21 protein-coding genes and 1 pseudogene are annotated in these 18,470 nt (G+C 67.6%); 5 read left to right on the top strand and 17 right to left on the bottom strand.

Features of this window, described 5'->3' with window-relative positions; translation table 11 throughout:
* Position 1: 1 nt before the first annotated feature.
* From ACILQR_RS05860 to ACILQR_RS05835, 6 genes and pseudogenes are all read right to left on the bottom strand, one after another.
* Entirely contained in the window at positions 2-1,519 is a 1,518-nt protein-coding gene (locus ACILQR_RS05860; protein WP_395650540.1) for a hypothetical protein, read from the bottom strand.
* The gene (locus tag ACILQR_RS05855; protein WP_395650539.1) at positions 1,516-3,141 is read right to left on the bottom strand and encodes a DUF1570 domain-containing protein; all 1,626 of its coding nucleotides are present in this window, start codon (positions 3,139-3,141) and stop codon (positions 1,516-1,518) included. Before ACILQR_RS05855 ends, ACILQR_RS05860 begins: the two co-directional genes overlap by 4 nt.
* Positions 3,142-3,232: 91 nt before the next feature.
* Positions 3,233-3,613 (bottom strand): hypothetical protein, encoded by a 381-nt coding sequence (locus ACILQR_RS05850; protein WP_271145058.1) that lies wholly within the window; start codon positions 3,611-3,613, stop codon positions 3,233-3,235.
* A gap of 160 nt (positions 3,614-3,773) precedes the next feature.
* Positions 3,774-5,081, bottom strand: coding sequence for a M10 family metallopeptidase C-terminal domain-containing protein (locus ACILQR_RS05845; protein ID WP_395650552.1), 1,308 nt, complete (start codon positions 5,079-5,081; stop codon positions 3,774-3,776).
* Between the two features lie 135 nt (positions 5,082-5,216).
* Positions 5,217-5,684 (bottom strand): annotated as a pseudogene (locus tag ACILQR_RS05840) (calcium-binding protein); the annotation flags it as partial.
* Between the two features lie 59 nt (positions 5,685-5,743).
* Positions 5,744-6,052 carry a hypothetical protein gene (locus ACILQR_RS05835; RefSeq protein ID WP_395650538.1) on the bottom strand — a complete coding sequence of 103 codons (309 nt, stop codon included), beginning with the start codon at positions 6,050-6,052 and terminating at the stop codon, positions 5,744-5,746.
* Between the two features lie 251 nt (positions 6,053-6,303).
* Here ACILQR_RS05835 and ACILQR_RS05830 point away from each other — a divergent pair, with 251 nt between their 5' ends.
* Positions 6,304-6,990: a hypothetical protein gene (locus tag ACILQR_RS05830; RefSeq protein WP_395650537.1), complete on the top strand. Its 687-nt coding sequence runs from the start codon at positions 6,304-6,306 to the stop codon at positions 6,988-6,990.
* 37 nt (positions 6,991-7,027) lie between these two features.
* Here the strand turns inward: ACILQR_RS05830 and ACILQR_RS05825 are convergent, their stop codons facing one another.
* Positions 7,028-7,360 carry a DUF1491 family protein gene (locus ACILQR_RS05825; RefSeq protein ID WP_395650536.1) on the bottom strand — a complete coding sequence of 111 codons (333 nt, stop codon included), beginning with the start codon at positions 7,358-7,360 and terminating at the stop codon, positions 7,028-7,030.
* A gap of 69 nt (positions 7,361-7,429) precedes the next feature.
* Here ACILQR_RS05825 and ACILQR_RS05820 point away from each other — a divergent pair, with 69 nt between their 5' ends.
* Positions 7,430-8,335, top strand: a complete 906-nt coding sequence (locus ACILQR_RS05820; protein ID WP_395650535.1) for a hypothetical protein — start codon at positions 7,430-7,432, stop codon at positions 8,333-8,335.
* A 4-nt stretch (positions 8,336-8,339) separates the two neighbouring features.
* Here ACILQR_RS05820 and ACILQR_RS05815 read toward each other — a convergent pair whose 3' ends face one another.
* Complete coding sequence (locus tag ACILQR_RS05815; RefSeq protein ID WP_395650534.1) at positions 8,340-8,732, bottom strand: hypothetical protein; 393 nt, start codon at positions 8,730-8,732, stop codon at positions 8,340-8,342.
* A 137-nt stretch (positions 8,733-8,869) separates the two neighbouring features.
* Positions 8,870-10,546: a sensor histidine kinase gene (locus ACILQR_RS05810; RefSeq protein ID WP_395650533.1), complete on the bottom strand. Its 1,677-nt coding sequence runs from the start codon at positions 10,544-10,546 to the stop codon at positions 8,870-8,872.
* 171 nt (positions 10,547-10,717) lie between these two features.
* Here ACILQR_RS05810 and ACILQR_RS05805 point away from each other — a divergent pair, with 171 nt between their 5' ends.
* The gene (locus tag ACILQR_RS05805) at positions 10,718-11,146 is read left to right on the top strand and encodes a SufE family protein (protein ID WP_395650532.1); all 429 of its coding nucleotides are present in this window, start codon (positions 10,718-10,720) and stop codon (positions 11,144-11,146) included.
* A gap of 30 nt (positions 11,147-11,176) precedes the next feature.
* Here the strand turns inward: ACILQR_RS05805 and ACILQR_RS05800 are convergent, their stop codons facing one another.
* Positions 11,177-11,575 carry a host attachment protein gene (locus tag ACILQR_RS05800; RefSeq protein ID WP_271145049.1) on the bottom strand — a complete coding sequence of 133 codons (399 nt, stop codon included), beginning with the start codon at positions 11,573-11,575 and terminating at the stop codon, positions 11,177-11,179.
* Between the two features lie 201 nt (positions 11,576-11,776).
* Here ACILQR_RS05800 and ACILQR_RS05795 point away from each other — a divergent pair, with 201 nt between their 5' ends.
* The gene (locus ACILQR_RS05795) at positions 11,777-12,163 is read left to right on the top strand and encodes a hypothetical protein (RefSeq protein ID WP_271145048.1); all 387 of its coding nucleotides are present in this window, start codon (positions 11,777-11,779) and stop codon (positions 12,161-12,163) included.
* Between the two features lie 13 nt (positions 12,164-12,176).
* Here ACILQR_RS05795 and ACILQR_RS05790 read toward each other — a convergent pair whose 3' ends face one another.
* Both ACILQR_RS05790 and ACILQR_RS05785 read right to left on the bottom strand, forming a co-directional pair.
* A complete protein-coding gene (locus ACILQR_RS05790) occupies positions 12,177-12,884 on the bottom strand; it encodes a DUF6456 domain-containing protein (protein ID WP_395650531.1) in 708 nt (235 codons plus the stop codon).
* On the bottom strand, positions 12,881-13,261 hold the full coding sequence (locus tag ACILQR_RS05785; protein ID WP_395650530.1) for a chromosomal replication initiator DnaA: 381 nt from the start codon (positions 13,259-13,261) through the stop codon (positions 12,881-12,883). Before ACILQR_RS05785 ends, ACILQR_RS05790 begins: the two co-directional genes overlap by 4 nt.
* A 338-nt stretch (positions 13,262-13,599) precedes the next feature.
* Here ACILQR_RS05785 and ctrA point away from each other — a divergent pair, with 338 nt between their 5' ends.
* Positions 13,600-14,313, top strand: a complete 714-nt coding sequence (gene ctrA, locus ACILQR_RS05780) for a response regulator transcription factor CtrA (protein ID WP_395650529.1) — start codon at positions 13,600-13,602, stop codon at positions 14,311-14,313.
* Positions 14,314-14,380: 67 nt separating this feature from the next.
* Here ctrA and ACILQR_RS05775 read toward each other — a convergent pair whose 3' ends face one another.
* The 5 genes from ACILQR_RS05775 to fliI form a co-directional block, all read right to left on the bottom strand.
* A complete protein-coding gene (locus ACILQR_RS05775) occupies positions 14,381-14,758 on the bottom strand; it encodes a tudor domain-containing protein (protein ID WP_395650528.1) in 378 nt (125 codons plus the stop codon).
* 80 nt (positions 14,759-14,838) lie between these two features.
* Positions 14,839-15,468, bottom strand: a complete 630-nt coding sequence (locus ACILQR_RS05770) for a Crp/Fnr family transcriptional regulator (RefSeq protein ID WP_395650527.1) — start codon at positions 15,466-15,468, stop codon at positions 14,839-14,841.
* 241 nt (positions 15,469-15,709) lie between these two features.
* A complete protein-coding gene (locus ACILQR_RS05765) occupies positions 15,710-16,774 on the bottom strand; it encodes an endo-1,4-beta-xylanase (RefSeq protein WP_395650526.1) in 1,065 nt (354 codons plus the stop codon).
* Positions 16,774-17,184: a flagellar FliJ family protein gene (locus tag ACILQR_RS05760; RefSeq protein ID WP_395650525.1), complete on the bottom strand. Its 411-nt coding sequence runs from the start codon at positions 17,182-17,184 to the stop codon at positions 16,774-16,776. The genes ACILQR_RS05765 and ACILQR_RS05760 overlap by 1 nt, the downstream gene beginning before the upstream one ends.
* 31 nt (positions 17,185-17,215) lie before the next feature.
* A partial coding sequence (gene fliI, locus ACILQR_RS05755; protein ID WP_395650524.1) for a flagellar protein export ATPase FliI occupies positions 17,216-18,470 on the bottom strand: 1,255 nt, incomplete at its 5' end.

Below are 18,470 nucleotides of genomic sequence, written 5' to 3'. Positions count from 1 at the left end.
GTCAGTCGCCCTCGGGCTCGGCCTCGCCCTCGCTGGCGTCGTCCTGTTCGGCCGTGATGCCCTTGACCTCGTTGATCATGGCGCGTGCGGCCGAGGCGCCGCCGCCGCCGTGCGGGCTGTTGGCCAGGGGCTCCAGCAACCCCACCGCCCGATCCTGCTGGCCCGTCTCGATCAGGACCGAGGCCAGGTTCAGCACCGTATCCGGCAACTGCGGAGCCAGAGCATGGGCGAACTCCAGCGTCGCCAGATCGTTATCGTTCGGATAGCCGGACTGACCTGATCTCAGCCGCGCCAGCAGCATGAAGGTCAGATAGTTCTCGCCGTCGATCTGAAACGCGCGACCGAGATGGCGTTGGGCCCTCACCATCAGCCGGGTGCGCTCGTCGTTGTCGTCACTGGCGTAGGCGGCTTCGAGGTCGTGTTCCGCCAGAAGCTGCATCGCCTCGACATTGTCGGGGTCGCGCTCCAGCACGGCGTTCGCCGCCTGCTCACCGGCCGCCGCATCGCCGACCGTCAGCTCCGCCCGCGCCAGGATCAGTCCGGCCAGTGTGTCGCCGGGGAATCGCGCCGCCTGACGCCGGACCTCGGCCAGGACGGTCGCCGCATCCTCGTCGTCCTTGTCCAGAAGCTTGACCCGCTGGCCCAGCAGCAACATCGCGTCGGCCGAGGGCGGCAGGACGGTCACCGTTATAGGCACCTCGGGGATGTCCATGATCACCGCCTGATACGGAATCCGCCCGTTCATGTAGCGCCGCAGCTCGCGCCGCAGCTGGGTGATGTCCATGCCGGTCGCGCGCTGCATGGCCTCGACCGGATCGCCACCCGCGCCCACGTCGCGCAGATAGGCGTCCAGCTGTCGCTGCCGCTCGACATTGCCCCAGAACCAGTGGGTCAGCAGCCAGGCCAGCGGATAATAGGTGTTGCTGCCCCGCGCCCGCTTGCCCGGCCGGGTCGACAGCAGCGCCCTCATGTCCAGCCAGCCCGACCCCGCGAGCCACGATGTCCGGGCGGCGTTGGGCTTTCCGAGCAACACGCGGTCGGACTTGAACTCGGCCGTCATGTAATATTCGGCGAACCCCTCCACGAACCAGGACGGATAGGGATAGGCCGAGTTCTGGAACATGAAATGATGGGCGTATTCGTGCAGCAGGGTCTCGTCCCCGGCCTCGCGGATGCCCAGGGCGAAGATGTCCTCGCGGCTGGTCATGTAATAACCGGCGACGTTGTCGCCGACGTCCGGCCGCACCCTGACCAGCCCCGCCCGCGACCCGACCAGATAGATCGGCAGCTTGCGCCCCGGTGCCTCGCCCATCGAGTTGGTCAGCTTGACGTTCAGCACCCGGTCGAAGATTTCCAGCCGCCGCATATAGCTGCGCAGGGTGCTCTCGGACCCCTCGCTATAGACCACGAACCGCTCGCTCTCGGCCCTGCGCCACTCCGCCGAGGCGGGCAGGGCGGCCGTCAGACCCAGCGTCAGGGCCGCCGCCCCGGCCAGGAGGTGCCTTCCGAACCGGCTCATTCGCCGGATTCCTCGCCTTCGTCCTCGTCAGAGGGCGCGGGGGCGTCGCCTTCGGCGGCGGGGGTCATGCCGGCGGCGGCACGCGCCCGGGCCAGCAGAGCGCGGATCGGCGCCAGGCCCGACCCGCCGTGCGGGTTGTTGGCCACGGGCGTCAGCATCGACACCGCCATGACCGGCTGGTTCTGCGCCATATAGACCCGTGCAGCCCGCACCCGGGTGTCGCTGGACTGCGGGGCCAGGGCCACCGCCACCTCCAGCGTCGACAGGTCGTTGGCGTTCGGATAACCGGCCGCGCCCTGGCGACTGTCGTCGAGCGCCAGATAGGTGCGGAAATCCAGCGGATTGGCCTCCATCGCGCGGGCTAGGTAGGTCCGCGTCTGGCGCAGCATCGCCGCCTTGGCCGTGGCGTCGGGCTCGGTCTTCGAGATTTCCAGCAGACATTCCCCCGCCAGGCGCAGGGCGATGGCATCCTCGGTCGGTCCGGTCAGCAGGGGGCTGAGCGTATCCAGCGCATCGGCCGGCTTGCCGTCCAGCCGCTGGGCCCGGGCCTTCACCAGGGTCGCCATCCGGTCACCGGCAAAGCGTCCGGCATCGGCCTGGGCGTCGCGGATCAGGTCGCGCTGTTCCTGCGCCTCTTCGCGATTGCGGCGCTCCAGGGCCTGACGCTGTTCCTGAGTGGCGTTCTCGGCCGGCTCGCCCGGCTTGAACGGATCGCGATCCAGCCGGAAGTCGTACCAGATCAACCGGTCGTAGGAGGCGGGCAGGGCGCTCACCGTCACCTCCGCCTCGGGCAACTGGATCTGCGGCGTCAGCTCGTTCACCGCGCCGCGCAGATAGCGCCGCAGTTCCTCCTGCAACTGTTCGGGCGTCAGGGCGAAGGCCGTGTTCAGCGCCACGACCGGATCTGCACCCGTCTTTACCAGCCCCAGATACTGCCCCAGTTTTGCGGTCCGCTCGGGCGTCGCCAGCATATAGTGGGTCAGGGCCCAGGACTGGGCATAGTAGTCGAAGGCGCGATAGCGGCCGGTGTCCGACACCCGCCAGCGCAGCACGTCCTCCATCGGTGCCCAGCGGTTGGCACCCATGACCAGGGTGTTCATCCGGCCCTGGCTGACCCGCGCGATCTTGACCCGGTCCGGCCTGATCTCCGACATGCCATAGTATTCGGCGAAGCCTTCCACGAACCACGACGGATAGGCCGTCGCCGTCATCTGGAACATGAAATGGTGGGCGTATTCGTGGAAGATCACCACATCGCCCATCTCGCTGCGCGTGTTGACCACGGCGAAGATGCGGCCCGAATCCGGTGCATAGAATCCCGCGACACCGCCGCTGATGCCGGGCGCGATACTGTTCATGTCCGTGGCACCGTTGGCCAGCAGGATGTCCAGCCTGGGCGTCTCGTATTCGGTCGGGATCGGAAAATAGGCGCGCAACAGGGCGTCGAACCGCTCCAGCTTCTGGGCGTATCGCGTGATCTCGCCACGGCTGGTGTCGCCATAGATGACGAAATGCTCGCTCTCGGCCTTCAGCCATTCGGCCCGCGCCGGGCCCGCCGCGACAGCGACACAGGCTGCGGCCAGGGCCAGCAGCGGACGCATCCGCCCCATCATCTTCGACATCTCGGTTATCCCCGGCCCCACAACCCTAAGAGAGGCTACTTTGGCCAGGGCCCCGTCGGCGTCAAGCGCGACCGTGGGGTGAACGGCCGGATCAGGCCGCCATGCGGTTCCACACCGCCCGGTCGGCGGCGACGGCGTCCAGCCTGCCCTTGCGGTCATGCCGGCCCAGCTGGCGGATCACGGTGTCGGGCAGGGCACAGAAGCGCGGCTCCACCAGGTCGGGGTTACAGTTCGCCTCGGGCGCCGCGAACAGGGCGGCGTTGACTTCGGGCGACCGGTCGGCGATCAGCCAGGCCAGACGCCGTGCCCGCCCCGGATCGGTCCGGTGCATCATCGGATCCTCGGCGAACAGCTCGCACCCCAGCTCCAGCACATAGTCGAAGCCCAGCCGCTCGAACCGGCGCGCGTCCGCAGGCGTGACCGGGGTGGCCTCGTCCAGATCGAACACGACGTCGTTGAGCAGGAACAGCATAAGGGCATACTCGCCAGACCGCCGACGTTTCTCGCCGACACCTGCACCCTTAAGCCCCCCTCGCTTGCAGTCCCGTTCACGAACGCAGTTAAGGATTTCCTGCCCGGCCGGGAACGCCCGGCGGCGTTGACCTCGCGTTCGCGTCGTCGTCAGCGAGTCGCTACAGATACCAGTCCTGGCCGTGGAAGCCGCGTGCGCCTTCCAGGTCGAGCATCCACCGCCCCGTCATAGGCGACAGGTCGAGCAGGCCGTCGAACAGCGCGTCCCCGTCCTCGACCGGCAGCACCTCCGGCCCCGTCGCCTTGACCCCCGGCTCCTCACCGATCGCGCCCGTGTTCCACAGGATGTCGGATGCCACCAACCGGGTATTGGCCAGCAGGATCAGCATGTCGTTGACCCCGTTCCCGCCCAGATCGACGAACAGGAAGGTGCCCGTGCCGCTGTAGGCGATGCCGAAGGCGTCCGAGGCACCTGTGCGCACCGACCGCAGGTCGATCCTGTCCACGCCGGTCACGAAGTCATAGATGATGTCCGCCGCCGACACCGCCGAGTCCGAGGCCGCCCGATAGGTGAAGGTATCGGCCCCGCCCTCGCCGACCAGGGTGTCTGCCCCGCCGCCGCCGGTGATGGTGTCGTTGCCCGCCCCGCCGTAGATGGGGTCGTTGAAGTTCGATCCGGTCAGTCCATCGGCATTGACCGATCCGACCAGATAGACGCCGTGGTTGTTGCCGTACAGAAAGTCGGTGCCGTTGACCGTGCGGCGATCGGCGGTGGTCAGGAAGTCGCCTGACGCCGACTGGGCGAAGACGAAGCTGGACCCGTTTTCGGAGCGCAGGATGCTGATCGAGGTGGTATTCAGCAGCCTCAGGTCGATCTTGTCGGTCCCGGTCTCGAAGTCGTACAGGTTGTCGTACCCCGCCGCCTGACTGGAATCCGAGGCGGTCGTATAGACGAAGGTGTCGGCCCCCGCCCCGCCCGAGATCGCGTCCGCCCCGCCGCCGCCCGTAATGATATCGTCGCCGCCAAGCCCCACCAGGGGGTCGGCCCGCACCGAGCCGACGATGGTGTCCGCGTCCGACGACCCGAACACATAGACCCCGAAGGCGCCCGAATAGAGGAAGTCCGTGGCATTGACGGCGGCTCCCGGCGTGTAGACCCGAAACCCGCCGCTGGGCGTCTCGGCAAAGATCAGGCTGCCGCCACCCGCCAGACGTCCCACACTGATCGACGTCGCGTTCAGTGCCGTCAGATTGATCCGATCCGTACCACTCTGGAAGTCCATGATCGTGTCCGACGCCGCTGCGGTCGAGTCCGACGTCGCCAGATAGCGAAACACATCCGCCCCGGTACCGCCGGTCAGGGTGTCGGCACCCGCACCGCCGGTCAGGGTGTCGGCACCTGCCTCACCGACGAGTATGTCGCCGAAAATGCCGCCGGTCAGGATGTCATCAAGGGTAGAACCGACCATGGTAACGGCTGTCGGTGCGCTAATGTCGATCCCATTCACATCCAGCAACGATCTAATCAGAAAGTTCGCCCCCTCGCTGACTCCTCCAATAAGCGTGCCCGTAGACGTGCGCGTAATGACCAGATTGCTTCTGATCATCATCAGACTCAGCACATCTATGCCAGTCTCAAAGTCTGTGATCGTATCGACTTCTGATCCTGCCGAACTGCTAGCAAACTGGTAGTAGAAAAGGTCGCGACCGGCACCTCCTGTCAGCAGGTCGGCGAATGCGCCTCCGTCTAGGCGATCATTTCCGCCCCCCCCAATCAGAACGTCGGCACCGCCCAAAGAATAGGTGTTGTCGCCTTCCAGATAGTCATCCCCGTCGCCGCCGTCTAACCGATCGGCACCTTGATCACCGACCAGATAATCCGATCCCGCTCCCCCGAGGAGGACATCGTCTCCTGCGCGTCCGTAGAGAAAATCGCTCCCATCCAGGCCGCTCACGACGTTCGCAAAGCTATTCCCGTAAATCGAATTGGCGATGGAATTCCCTGTCACGTCTTCAGCACCAGAATCGGCGTCGGTGTCGACAATGAACAGATTTTCTACCAAGGCCGGCATCACGTAGATCCCGCCGGACAAATGCAGGTTAATAGAATCGAGGTCCGAACCTTCCTCCGTTATCTCGTCCAGGACATTATCGACCGAATAGGTGTCTCGGCCGCGACATTATTGACCGAATAGGTGTCTCGGCCGCGGCCGCCGAACATGAAGTCCACCGAGCGAGACCAAGCTCCTGTCGTGTCATAATCTGACAAAGAGTCGTCGCCGTCGCCACCACGCAGGATGTCAGAGCCCGCGCCTCCGTTCAGCTGGTCGTCGCCTGCAGCTCCGTCTATCGTGTCGTCGCCGGCTAGGCCGCTGATCAAATCCTGGGCGGGAGTGCCCACCAGAACATCATTGCCAGCAGTTCCAGAGATCGTCGGCATTGGCTAGACTCCTATTCTACAACACAAAGTCAGTGGTTTTTTATTCGGGCGCAACCGAAACCTGCGGTTGTTCGACAATTTTCCAGTCCCAGGCTTTGGGATGCGCATGATGCCAGAATCTGGCTGACCCAAGGTATGCAGGCTCGGATTTCCATAGCGGTTGATCGGGTTGGATTGCGCCGAACACAGCGTCGAGACCGTGGCCTAACCCACGTCCGTTTCTGACGTACCGCCGTGCCTCAATCCCCTGCATGACCGACGGCTATCGCATCCGATCCCCTGAAACCTGGGCTCTGGCCCGTGACGCCTATCTGGCGGGCGCGGCGGCCGAAGCGGTGTGTCGGCGGTTCGATCTGGGGCTGACGGCGTTTCGGACGCGGGCGCGCGAGCAGGGCTGGCGGCGCAGCGATTTGGACGATCCGGAGCCCGAACCGCTCGACACCGCACGCCCCGACCACACGAGCCCTGTCTGGGACCCCGACGATCCCGAGGACGACTTCGCCGATCCCGATGCCCTGCGCCGGGTGGCGGCCGACAAGATGGCACTGGCGGTGCGGCGTGGCCGGGTAGACGAGGCCCTGCGCTGGGCCCGGCTCGACGATCTGATCGCCCGCCGCGCGCGGATGGAGGCGCGAGAGGCCCGCGAGCGCGCGCGGGAGGAGGAACGGGCCCTGCACGACGAGAGCGCCCAGGCTCAGTCGAGCCTTCGCCGCATCACCGACAACGCCTGCGCCATCGGCACCCAGGCCCGTGCCATACTGGAGACCGACCGTGTTTCCGACCTGCTGAGCCGCATGGCCGAAGCGCACGATCCGCACGATCCACACCCTGCTTTTCACGGTGCGCCGACGGGCCACGAGGATGCCCCCCCGGAGGGTTCCCGCGCCGCCCGTCGCCGCGCCGAACGCCTCAGCCGACGAGGACGATCCGGCCCCTGACGGCTTTCAGTCGGCCAGGCGACGGGCCCGCCCCACATCAATCCCCCGCCACATCCTCGGTGATGAAATGCCGCCCCTGCCGGTCTTCGACCTCGACGACCCACAGGTCCGGGTCGTAACCCACCTGGCGCTGCACATAGGCGTCCAGCTCGCTCTCGAACTCGCTCTCGACCGGCTGGATCCACAGCCGTTCGCCGTCGGGACCGAACGCCTCGGAATACAGCCGGGCCCGGCGGGTGGAGGTGTCCCAGGCCTTGACGATGACGGTGCCGGCGCGGGTGTCGCCGCGGCGCACGACGGTGGCGTTGGCGCCCGCGATCTCGGCGCGGCGGATGAGGGCGCTGACCCACAGGTCGGAGTTCAGAAGCATGAGGTCGGAAGCCTTTCGCTAACCCTGCTCGGAAACGGGACCGGAACCGTATGCCGCTAGGGTCGGGGCATGAGGATAGGCCCCAAACCCCGTCTTGCCACCCCGCGTCTTGTCCGCGCCGGCGTGGTCGCCGCCCTGCTGGCCGCCCAGGCGTCCGGGGCGATGGCCCAGGCGACGGCGCCGACGGCGGCCCCCACCGGCCCCTATTACGACCGCGCCTTCATGCTGGCGGCGGACCAGAAATGTCGCCTGTTTCAGCCCATGGTGGCCAGGGCCCTGACCTCGGCGACGCTTCAGGCGCGGGGCGCGGCGGTGCGCCACGGCGCGACCGCCGACGATCTGGCCGCCACCGCCGGACGGGCCTCGGCCAAGGCCAATGCCACGGCCTGCGACAACCCCGACCTGGTCCGGGTGCGCGGCCGGGTAGCCACGGCCTTCGCCGGCTGGGCCCAGACGCCGCGCATGACCTTTCCGGGGGCGAAGGCCGACTGGGCGGCCGACCGCTATGGCCTGGTCCAGGCGGGCTGGCGGCTGAAGCAGTCGGTGACGACCGGCCAGGCGCCCGTGACCTTCGGCCTGGTCGGCGATGCGGGCCAGGGCGAGACCCTGGCCGCCGTGGTCAGCTTTGTGGGCCACAGCCGCCCCTATGCGGCGCGGATCGTGCTGCGCGACGCCGACCGGTCGTCGCGGCCCTGGCTGCCCGGCCGCGCCGGTGACCTGCCGCCCGAAAGCCTGCGGCTTGCGGTCTTCTCGGCCGGCAGCAGCGAGGCCGCGCCTGGCCTGCTGGAGCCGACCCGCAAGGACGGCCAGGCCTGGCGGTTCCCGGACGCCGCCGCCGACCTGATCGCGGCGCTGGACCCGCGCGAGGTCTTCGCCGTGGAGTTCCTGTTCCGCGACGACAGCATCGCCCGCGCCACCTTCGAGGCCGGCGACTTCGCCGCCGGCCGGGCGTTCGTGGACATGGGGTCGCTGTAGGCCCCTATCCTTTCAGTCTGGCGCATGTCCCCAGCAACTCCGCTTCTTGCGCGAGCGGCATCCGGTTGGGTGCGGGCTCCAGGACCAGCGTCTCGACGGTGTAGGTCGCGTTCGTAAGGCCGCGGCCATGGCGTCGGACCAGGGTGGCGAAGCCGGTCCGCTCTGGACCCAAGGACCCACAGACCAGTTCGAGCGAGTTGTGGAACCCCTCCGTGCCCTCGACCACGTAACGTCCTGCGATCTGGATCTCGCCCGCATCGGCGCCGACCTCGCTTTGCAGGGCCCGCGCTGTCGCGATGGCCGGGGTCGAGGCCACGTAACCCTGCTTCAGCCAGAGCAGACCGAAGAAGACCACCATCCCGGCTGCAAAGAGCCAGAGACGAAGGGGCGTGAACAAGCCCAAGTTCGGATTTTGTAATGACATATCGGCCCTCAGATCCGAGTTGGGTCGGGATTAGAGGGGTCTGCGACGGCTTTCCACTTCTCGTTGACATTCCATGGTGCGCCCAGGACAAAGATGACCGAGGCTGAAGGTTAGTTCCCCGCCGGCCTCAGTTCGATGATCTCGGCCCCACCCTCGGGCACCGCCGGCTTGGCCAGGGTGACGACCGGCAGGCGCACCGTCACCGCCGCGCCCTCGCCCAGGGTGGAGTCGATGTTCATCCGGCCGCCGTGCAGCTCGGCCAGCGACCGGACCAGCGACAAGCCCAGGCCGGTGCCTTGCGCCTTCTGTTCGGCCGCGCCTGCCTGCTCGAACGGACGGCCGAGGCGGCGCAGGTCTTCGGGCGCGATGCCGACGCCGGTGTCGGACACCACCAGCTCCAGATAGGGGCCGATGGCCTCCAGCGTCACGGTCACCGACCCCTCGGCCGGAGTGAACTTGATGGCATTGGACAGCAGGTTCAGCGCGATCTGCTTCAGCGCCCGCTTGTCGGCATCGACGGTCAGGGCCTCGGTCGGCAGGACGCTGCGCAGGTCCACCCCCTTGTCGGTCGCGGCGACGCGGATCAGGGCGATGGCGGCCGAGACGGTCTCGCGCGCATCGAACCGCTCGATCGCCAGCTCATAGCGCTCGGCCTCGATCTTGGACACGTCCAGCACGTCGTTGATCAGGTCCAGCAGGTGCCCGCCCGCCTCATGAATGCTGTCGGCATAGCCCGCGTAACGGTCGGGCAGGGGGCCGAAGATGCGCTGGCGCATGATGTCGGAGAAGCCGATCACGGCGTTCAGCGGGGTGCGCAACTCATGGCTCATATTGGCCAGGAAGCGGCTCTTGCCGGCGTTCTGGGCCTCGGCCTCGGCGCGGGCGGTTTCCAGCCCGGACTCGCGGGCGAACTGGGGCGTGCCGTCGAAGGCCTGACCGACCAGGCGCACCGTCTCGCCATCCCCGTCCAAGCGGCGCAGCACCAGGGTCACGCGCCTGTCCAGCGCCTGACGCGGGGCGAACGACGCCTGCGCCTCCTGCCCGGCTTCGGCGCGGGCGAGGGCGGCGAGCAGTTCGCCCCTGTCCGGCGCATGGACGGCGGCGATCAGCCCCTGGTCGAACAGGGCCTCCACATCGACCGCAGGCGGCGCGGTGCCATAGGCGGCCAGCACCCCGCCCGAGGGGCTCAGGACCAGCATCAGCCCCGGCTGGCCCGCCAGCAGGGTCTCGACGCGGTTCAGCCCCTCGCTGACGACGCCCAGCGCCCGGTCACGCGGCCCCCAGGTCAGGGTGATCGCCGTCGCGAGGGCCAGGGCTGACAACAGGGCCACCGCCGCCGCCAGAACCCAGTCCGCCTGGGCCGGCCCACCCAGCCAGACCGAGACTAGTCCGACCAGAACCGCCAGCGCCGTTCCCACCGCCCCGGCCTGGGCCAGCCGCAACTCGCCCAGCATGATCCCGGCGGCGAACGGCATGATCGCCAGCCCGGCCAGGGAGCCCGTCATCCCGCCCGACAGGGCCGCGACCGCAACGGCCGCCAGACTCCATCCGCCCAGCACCAGGGCTCGCTCGGCCCAGCCGTCGCGCGCCATCAACCACAGGCCCCCGACGCCCGGCAGGACGGCGATCAGGGCCGCGATCACGACCCCGGCGTCCAGTGCGGGCCGCAGCATCACGACCGCCGTGGCCAGCACCGCCATGGCGATGGCCCAGCCCATATGCCACGCCACGACCGGACGCACGCGGTCGGTCTCCTTGGGGGCTGAAGGTGGGGCGGCGGGCGTCAATGGATATCCAGGCGGAAGGTGCGGGAGGCGCAGCCGCCGAGCCTAGCCCTCCACACGAGTCGGCGCGAGGCGGCTCCCGCATCAGGCGAACCGGCGACGGGGAGAAGCCGCAGTGGTCTGGGGGCCTTCGCCGCAGTTGTCGTTAACGTCGGCGCGGCCTATCTGGCGGCTGTGACCGAACCTGCATCGACGATCGACGACACCCTGGCCGAGCTGATCGCGGATTTCGACCTGCTCGAGGACTGGGAACAGCGCATCGAATACGTCATCGACCTTGGGAAGGGGCTGGCCCCCTTGCCCGACGCCGACCGCATCGAGGCCAACAAGGTGCCCGGCTGTGCCGCCCAGGTCTGGCTGGCTGACGACCGTGACGGTGACCGTCTGACGTTTCGCGCGGATAGCGACAGCGCGATCTCCAAGGGCAATGTGGCCCTTCTGCTGTCCCTCTATTCCGGTCGCCCGGCTTCCGAAATCCTCGCCTTCGACGCCAAGGCGGCCCTGGACAGACTAGGCCTGCCCCAGGCCCTGACGCGACAGAGGGCCAACGGCCTCAACGCCATGGTCGGCCGAATCCGCCAGGCGGCGATGGCGGCCATCTGAGGGGACCGCCTGGCGATCCCCTCGTCGGCATTAGGCCTTTTCAATCGCGGCGGCGATCTGGTCGGTGGAGTGGCCGGTCAGGTCCTTGGCGATCTCGCCGACCAGCTTGGCTTGCGTCTCCTTGTGCCAGCCCTTGCGCAACTGCCCCAGGGTCTTGGGCGCGGCGATGACCAGCAGGTGATCGACCTTGTTGGTCAGCACCCATTTGTTGAGCACCTCGGCGACGCCCATCGCAAAGCCGTCCTCGGCCTGGGTATCGTTGTCGGGGTTGGCCTCGCTGGAGATACGACCGGCGGCACCGGACGCGCGATCGGCGATGGTCGGCGTGGGTCTGGCGCTCAGCTGCACCTCCTGCTGACCGGTGTTCTCGAACAGGGCCAGCTTTTCGCCGTCGACGACGGCGACGAGGGCACCTTTGGGAAGTTTCATGGGAGGTCTCCGGTGGTTTGCGGGGCCCTCTGAACGGGTCGGCGCTGTTGGGGTTGCCTCGTCGGCCGATCCCGTGGCCGTCGGCCGGCCCCGAGACGCCCCGTTCGTCGCGCGCCGGGCCCTCTTCGTCGCGTCGGGGTTGCGCCGCGCCGGAGGTCCATCCGTGATGGCCTCACCGATCAGCGGTTAGCGAGAACGATCATGCGCAGACTCATTCAATCGGCAGGCCTCGCCTGTGGTCTGGTCATCGCGGCGATGGCCGGTCAGGCATCGGCCCAGGAGACCCCGGCCGGGCTCTGGCGATGCAGTGCCCAGGGCAATATCCCGATCGGTCTTCTGACCATCACCGGTGCCAACTATCGTTTTCAGGCCGTGAGCAACTCGCTCTGGGCGCTCAAGCCGCAGGATTCGATGAACGGGTCGGGCGGCATGCGGGTGGCGGGAACCCGCCTGACGCCCTCCGGTGGCCCCCTGGCCGCGCGGCTTCAGGTCAGAAGCGGCGTGTTCGGCCATACGGGTCGTTACTCCCATATCGACTTCTTCAACGACCCCGCCTCCGCCTATGTGCTGAGGTGCCATCGTCCCTGAAGGCCGGGCCGGATCACCCGATGCCGTAGTGTTCGGCCAGGGCCTGAAGACCCTGTTTGAGTACCGTCTTGCCCTGACGCCTGCGCAGGCCCAGCTCCTGTTCGGCCAGTTGCAGGCTGGAACTCTCCAGGCAGATCCGCACCACCATCGGCCTCAGCCTCGGCCCGACCGCACGCAGCGCCGCCTCGACCCGGGCTCCGGCCGAGATGGCCCGGTCGCCGGGCTCGATCCGCGCCGCCGACCCACCGCCCGCGCGGGGCAGGGCGTCCCAGCGCATCGTCACCGACGGGCCCGAGGTCGCCGCCTCCGCATCGCGCCGCAAACGCTCGCCCGCCACGATCTCGGCCGGCGTCAGCCAGGGCCGCCCCGAGGGATCGCGCCGACGGGCCAGCCAGGCGATCGGGCTCTCGCCCAGATTGGCGCGCCGCGTCGTCAACCGCCCGTCCGCCTCTATGACCGCGACCTCGCCCTCGATCACCCCGGGCCGACCGGGCTCCGGTCCGTCGAGGCTCGCGGGCGGTCGCGCAATCCAGCCGCCGCCGGGCCGCGCCCTCAGGCCCGGATCGGCGACCAGGGCGCTGAACACCGTCTCATCCAGGGTCATGACCACCCGCGCCCGCCGGTCCGCACCCAGACGCAGCGCATAGGGTGCCGACCGTCCCTCGATCCAGGCCCCCGGTCGGCGCAGATGGGTGCGCACCCGATCCGTCAGCGTCCTCATCGCGCCACCGCCACGGTGTCGAGGCGGGTCATCTCCAGATGGGGCGTTTCGCAGACCTGTCGCACGGCCAGCTCCAGCCGCTCCATCAGGCCATCGACCGCCGGATCGTCGCGGGCGTCCTCGACCCAGCGACAGCCGGCGCTGACCGTCGCCCGGTTGAAGCCGAACGCGTGCCCGACCCGCTCCACCGTCCAGCCCAGACCAACATGGGCCAGATACATGGCCAGCCGCCGCGCCTGGACCTGGCGCGGTCCCTGCCGGACGCCGGCGACCATGGCCTCGGGCGCGATCCCGGTGGGCACCGCGACCAGCTGCATCGCCAGCCCGGCGCGGATTCGATCCCCTTCCTTGACCGGAACCCGGTACGTGTCTTCCATGATTGTCCCTCCTGCTGAACCGACGGCCGACCATAAATGGCTTGTCGACGTGCGTTAGGAAAATCATCCTACCATACGTCAGAAGCGGTCGCATCGCCTTGGCGGGCAAGGGGTTGGATGCCGGGGAGTTGGAAAGTTCGCCTGGATTTCAGCGCCATGCGAAGAAAATTCGAATCGTTGACTCACGGCGCTCGACGCCGATTCGCAAATCAGCCTACGATTCGCCTCAATGGGGTGGCGTTAACCGTTCTTAAGGTTTTCGCCGGTTAACTCTCGAACAAGGTTACCCGGGACTGACGACCGGGTCATATGGTCTAGCTTTGCCTGGAGGGGCTTGAATGCGCGTTCTGCTTATCGAAGACGATCACGCGACCGCGCAAAGCATCGAGCTGATGCTGAAGTCGGAAGGCTTCAACGTCTACACGACCGACCTGGGCGAGGAAGGCATCGATCTGGGCAAGATCTATGACTACGACATGATCATGCTCGACCTGAACCTGCCCGACATGAGCGGCCTGGAAGTCCTGCGCCAGCTGCGTGTCGGCAAGATCAATACCCCCATCATGATCCTGTCGGGTTCGACCGAGATCGAGACCAAGGTCAAGACCTTCGGCGGCGGTGCCGACGACTACATGACCAAGCCCTTCCACAAGGACGAGCTGATCGCGCGCACCCACGCCGTGGTCCGTCGCTCCAAGGGTCACGCCCAGGCCATCATCCACACCGGCGAGATCGCCGTGAACCTGGACGGCAAGACGGTCGAGGTCCACGGTCACCGCGTCCACCTGACGGGCAAGGAATACCAGATGCTGGAGCTGCTCTCGCTCCGCAAGGGCACCACCCTGACCAAGGAAATGTTCCTGAACCACCTGTACGGCGGCATGGACGAGCCCGAGCTGAAGATCATCGACGTCTTCATCTGCAAGCTGCGCAAGAAGCTGGCGACCGCCGCCGGCGGCAAACACTATATCGAAACCGTCTGGGGCCGGGGCTACGTCCTGCGCGACCCGTCGGAAAACACCGCCGTCGCCCCCGTCAGCGCCGCCGCCTGATAGCAACGACAAACCAGTCACATGAACGCCCGCCGGATCGCTCCGGCGGGCGTCTTTCGTTCTGGCATCAAAGGGCCCGACAGCGGCCGGTGTTGGTCGCCGTGCGGACGCCCGCGTCATCGACGACACCGAGGTCGGTGGTAGACGGACCCATGGTCGAGATGGTGACGGTGGTCATCACCCCTTCCGTCAGCTGGCACGAGATCACTGTCCCGATCTGCCAGTCATAGGGCCTGATCTGGCGATTGCGCAGGGTCGCCTCGGTCCCGTCGTCGAAAGTCACCTGATAGACGCCGCCCGATCGGCCTGTCAGCACGCCGGGATAGAACTGGCCGTCTTCCCATTCTGCCAACACCCAGGCCCCGTCCTGCATCGACCGGGCCGACGGCATGGTCGCGCAGGCTCCCAGCAGGGCCAGCGCCCCTACGGCAAGCATCGTCTTCATTCCGATCGCACCCCGAAAATACACATGCGTCCCCGGTATCAGGGACCATGCCGCCGCCTGCCGGTCAATGGCCGCAGCGCTCAGCCGACGAGCCCCAGGTCCCGCGACCGATCCTTGTCGCGGCCGTAGCATTCGCAGACGAGGTGCTCGAGCCGGGCGCGTTGCAGCACATGCACCCGCCGCCGCCCCAGCCGGACGGCACCCGAGGCCTTGATCTCGTGCAGGACGTCGCTGACGGTCGAGCGGCGCACGCCCAGGGCGACACCGAGGTCGGCCTGGGTCACCGGCACCTCGTCGGATCCCGCCCGGTCGATGGCCAGCAGCAGCCACCGCGACAACCTCTGGGTCGCCGAATGCAGGATGTTGCAGGCCGCCGTCTGGGCCGCCTGGGCCTGGTAGTCGTGCGACAGCAGGATCAGTCGCTTCATCAACGCATCGTCCGCCTCGGCCAGGGCCCTCAGCGGCGCGACCGGCACGCGAATGATCTGACCTGGAATCTGCACCGACACCTGCCAGGTACACGGCGCGTCGGCCAGGAAGGCCGCCAGACCGGAAACACCTTCGCAGCCGATGCAGGCCGTCTCGGCCGCTCGACCGTCCGAGAACAGGACCAGGTTGGACAGGGTGCCGGACAGGGGGAAATGCAGTTCGGTGATGGGCGCACCCTGGTCGATCAGGATGTCCCCCGCCGCCACGTGAACCGGCGTCATCCATTGCGACAAGGCTGCCCGAGACGAAGGCGTCAGGCTCGCAAGAAGGCTGTTACGGGTCGGCATGATTCGAGGCGTCACTCCACTAGGCCAAGCGGAGCCTTAACGGACGTGTCTGCTTTCGGATGCACGGTGGTGGACATTCGCCGACACTATTCGGTCGGCACGCGGACCAAATCTGCTGTCACTGAGCGGTACCGTACCGTTCTACATGTGAGATTGCGGCTCAATACTGAGTAGATCAGGTCCGCGCGGTGAAAACGCCTGCCATCGCGTCGAACATCGGATTGGGCCGACCCGCGGCGTCGAAGGGCAGGGGCTGGTCCTGGCCGTCGTCGCGTTCGCCCTGCCTTAGCCAGCTGTCGGTGTCGCGCAGGCCCCAGACGGTAAAGGCGAACCTCTGTCTGGCAGGCAGGGCCATGAAGGCCTCGGCCAGTTCGCCGACCCGGCCGGTCTGCTCGGCCAGCCGCTGGTCCCGCGAGCGCAGGTCCACCCGCCGGTCGCTGCGCAGGGAGGCGTCGAGCTCGGAGATATGGATCGGCAGGCCCAGCGATGCCGCGTCGCGCATGAAGGTCCGGATCTGTCCCGCCGGGATCTCGATATCCAGGTGCGACTGCGACCCGATCCCCCCGATCGGCGCCCCCGCCTTCATCAGCCGCTCGACCAGCTTCAGGAAGGTCGCGCCCTTCCTCGGGGTGTTCTCCAGATTGTAGTCGTTGAGGAACAGCACCGCGTCGGGATCCGCCGCCCGTGCCTGTTCGAAGGCCCGGATGATGTATCCATCCTGACCCAGGGCCCGGCTCCAGTGACAGTCGCGTAAGGAATCGCCCGCGTCGGTGACCGGCTCATTGACCACGTCCCAGCTGACGACCTTGCCGCGATAGCGCCCGGCGACCGTGGCGATATAGGCGTCGAAGGCAGCGGCGAACCGGGCGCGGTCCAGATGGGCAAACGCCTCCTCGCCTTGAGAGTACCAGATCAGGGCATGACCATGGAGCCGCATCGCATGCCGGGCTGCGAAGGCGACGAAGGCATCGGGCCTGTCGAACTGGGGCCGGTCCAGGCCGTTGGCCAGGATGTACTCCATCTTCATCTCCCACTCGGGCGTGAGCTGGGAGACATGTTTGGTGGCCAGGCTGACCCACTGGGGATCGTCGGGCCGATCGGACCGGATGCAGGTTCCGATCGGGAAAGGCACCAGGGTCTTCAGACCGGGAACGTCGCGCGCCGGCGTCTGTGCCTCCGCGAACCGCTCGCACGCGGCCAGGGCCAAGGGGGCGGCGAGAAGGGCGCGGCGGTCGAGCATCAGCCGGCGCGGCGGCGCAACCCCATCTCGTCGAACGCCGCCGTCTCGCGCTTGTTGGCGGCGACGATGGCGTTGAGGCGGGTCAGTTCGGCGACGTGTTCGAATTTCTTGAGCTCGCCGAAGGCACCGGTCAGGGCGTCACGGGCACCTTCTTCCTCGGCGTCCAGCGTATCCAGATCGGCCTCGGCCGCGCCCTTGCGCGCCTTCCAGCCGGCCAGATAGGCCTGCAGCATCATTCCCGCCTGGGCGTCGGCGCGGGCGCGCTCGCGTTCGATCTCGACCTCGGCGTCCAGCACGGCCAGCCGCATCTCGGCCGAAGCCTTGCGGCTGGAAATCTCGGCCAGGCGTTTCTGCAGCGTCTCGACCTCGTAGTTCGAGATCCGGATCAGCGAATGGGCCCAGGCGGTCATGCAGACTTACTCCAGCAGGTACGGGTAGGGATCACTGAACCATGCCCTGGTTCAGGATTGCCTCCAGGCGGGTAAAGGAATCGGAAAGACGGGTGACGTCCTCCTTGTCCTGACCCAGGAAGGCCTCCAGCGCGGGGTTCAGGGCGATGGCCCGGTCGGTGATCGGATCGGCGCCGGTCCGGTAGGCGCCGATCTTGATCAGCTCCTCCATCGAGGCATAGGCCGACAGGCATTGCCGGGCTCTGCGGTTCAGCTCGCGCTCCGGCGGCGTCTGGTTCTCGGGCATGGTCCGGCTGACGGATCTCAGCACGTCGATGGCCGGAAACCGTCCCCGTTCCGCGATCTTGCGATCCATGACGATGTGCCCGTCCAGGATGCCGCGCACGGCGTCGGCGATCGGCTCGTCATGGTCGCCGCCGTCCACCAGCACAGTGAACAGGGCGGTGATCGGTCCCGCCGTGGTCCCGTCCGGCCGGATCGGCCCCGGCCCGGCGCGCTCCAGCAGTTTGGGCAGTTCGGTGAAGACGGTGGGGGTGTATCCTTTGGTGGTTGGAGGCTCGCCTGCGGCAAGGCCGATCTCGCGCTGGGCCATCGCAAAGCGGGTGACGCTATCCATCAGGCACAGCACCTCCAGGTCCTGGTCCCGGAAATATTCGGCGATGGCGAGCGTCATATAGGCCGACTGACGCCGCTTCAGCGCCGGCTCGTCCGACGTCGCCACCACCACCACGGCGCGGCGCAGGCCTTCCTCGCCCAGGGTCTCCTCAATGAACTCGCGCACCTCCCGGCCCCGTTCGCCGATCAGGCCGACCACGACGACGTCGCAGGTCGCCTGTTTGGCCAGCATGGACAGCAGCACGGACTTGCCCACGCCGGAGCCTGCGAAGATGCCCAGCCTCTGGCCCCGGCATGTGGTCGTGAAGACGTCCATGGACCGGACGCCCAGGTCCAGCCGCTCGCCCACCCGCCCGCGCGAATGGGCCGGCGGCGGCGAGGCGCGCAAGGGATAGGGCGCAGGCCCCGTTGGCAGCGGCCCCTTGCCGTCGATCGGCTGTCCAAAGGCGTCGATGATCCGGCCCAGCCAGGCCTTGGTCGGCCGCACGCTGGCCTGCTGGCCGATGATCTTGATGTCGGCACCTGGTGCCACCCCTTCGACCGGCCCGAACGGCATCAGCAGGGCCTTGGAATCCCGGAACCCCACGACCTCGGCGGGCAGAGCCGTCGTGCCCCGGCGCGTGATCTCGGCCCGCGCCCCGACGGCCAGCCGCGACAAGCCGCCCTTCGCC

Source organism: Brevundimonas sp., from assembly GCF_044239655.1.
Lineage (GTDB): Bacteria > Pseudomonadota > Alphaproteobacteria > Caulobacterales > Caulobacteraceae > Brevundimonas.
This window is presented reverse-complemented; position numbering and strand designations above follow the sequence as displayed.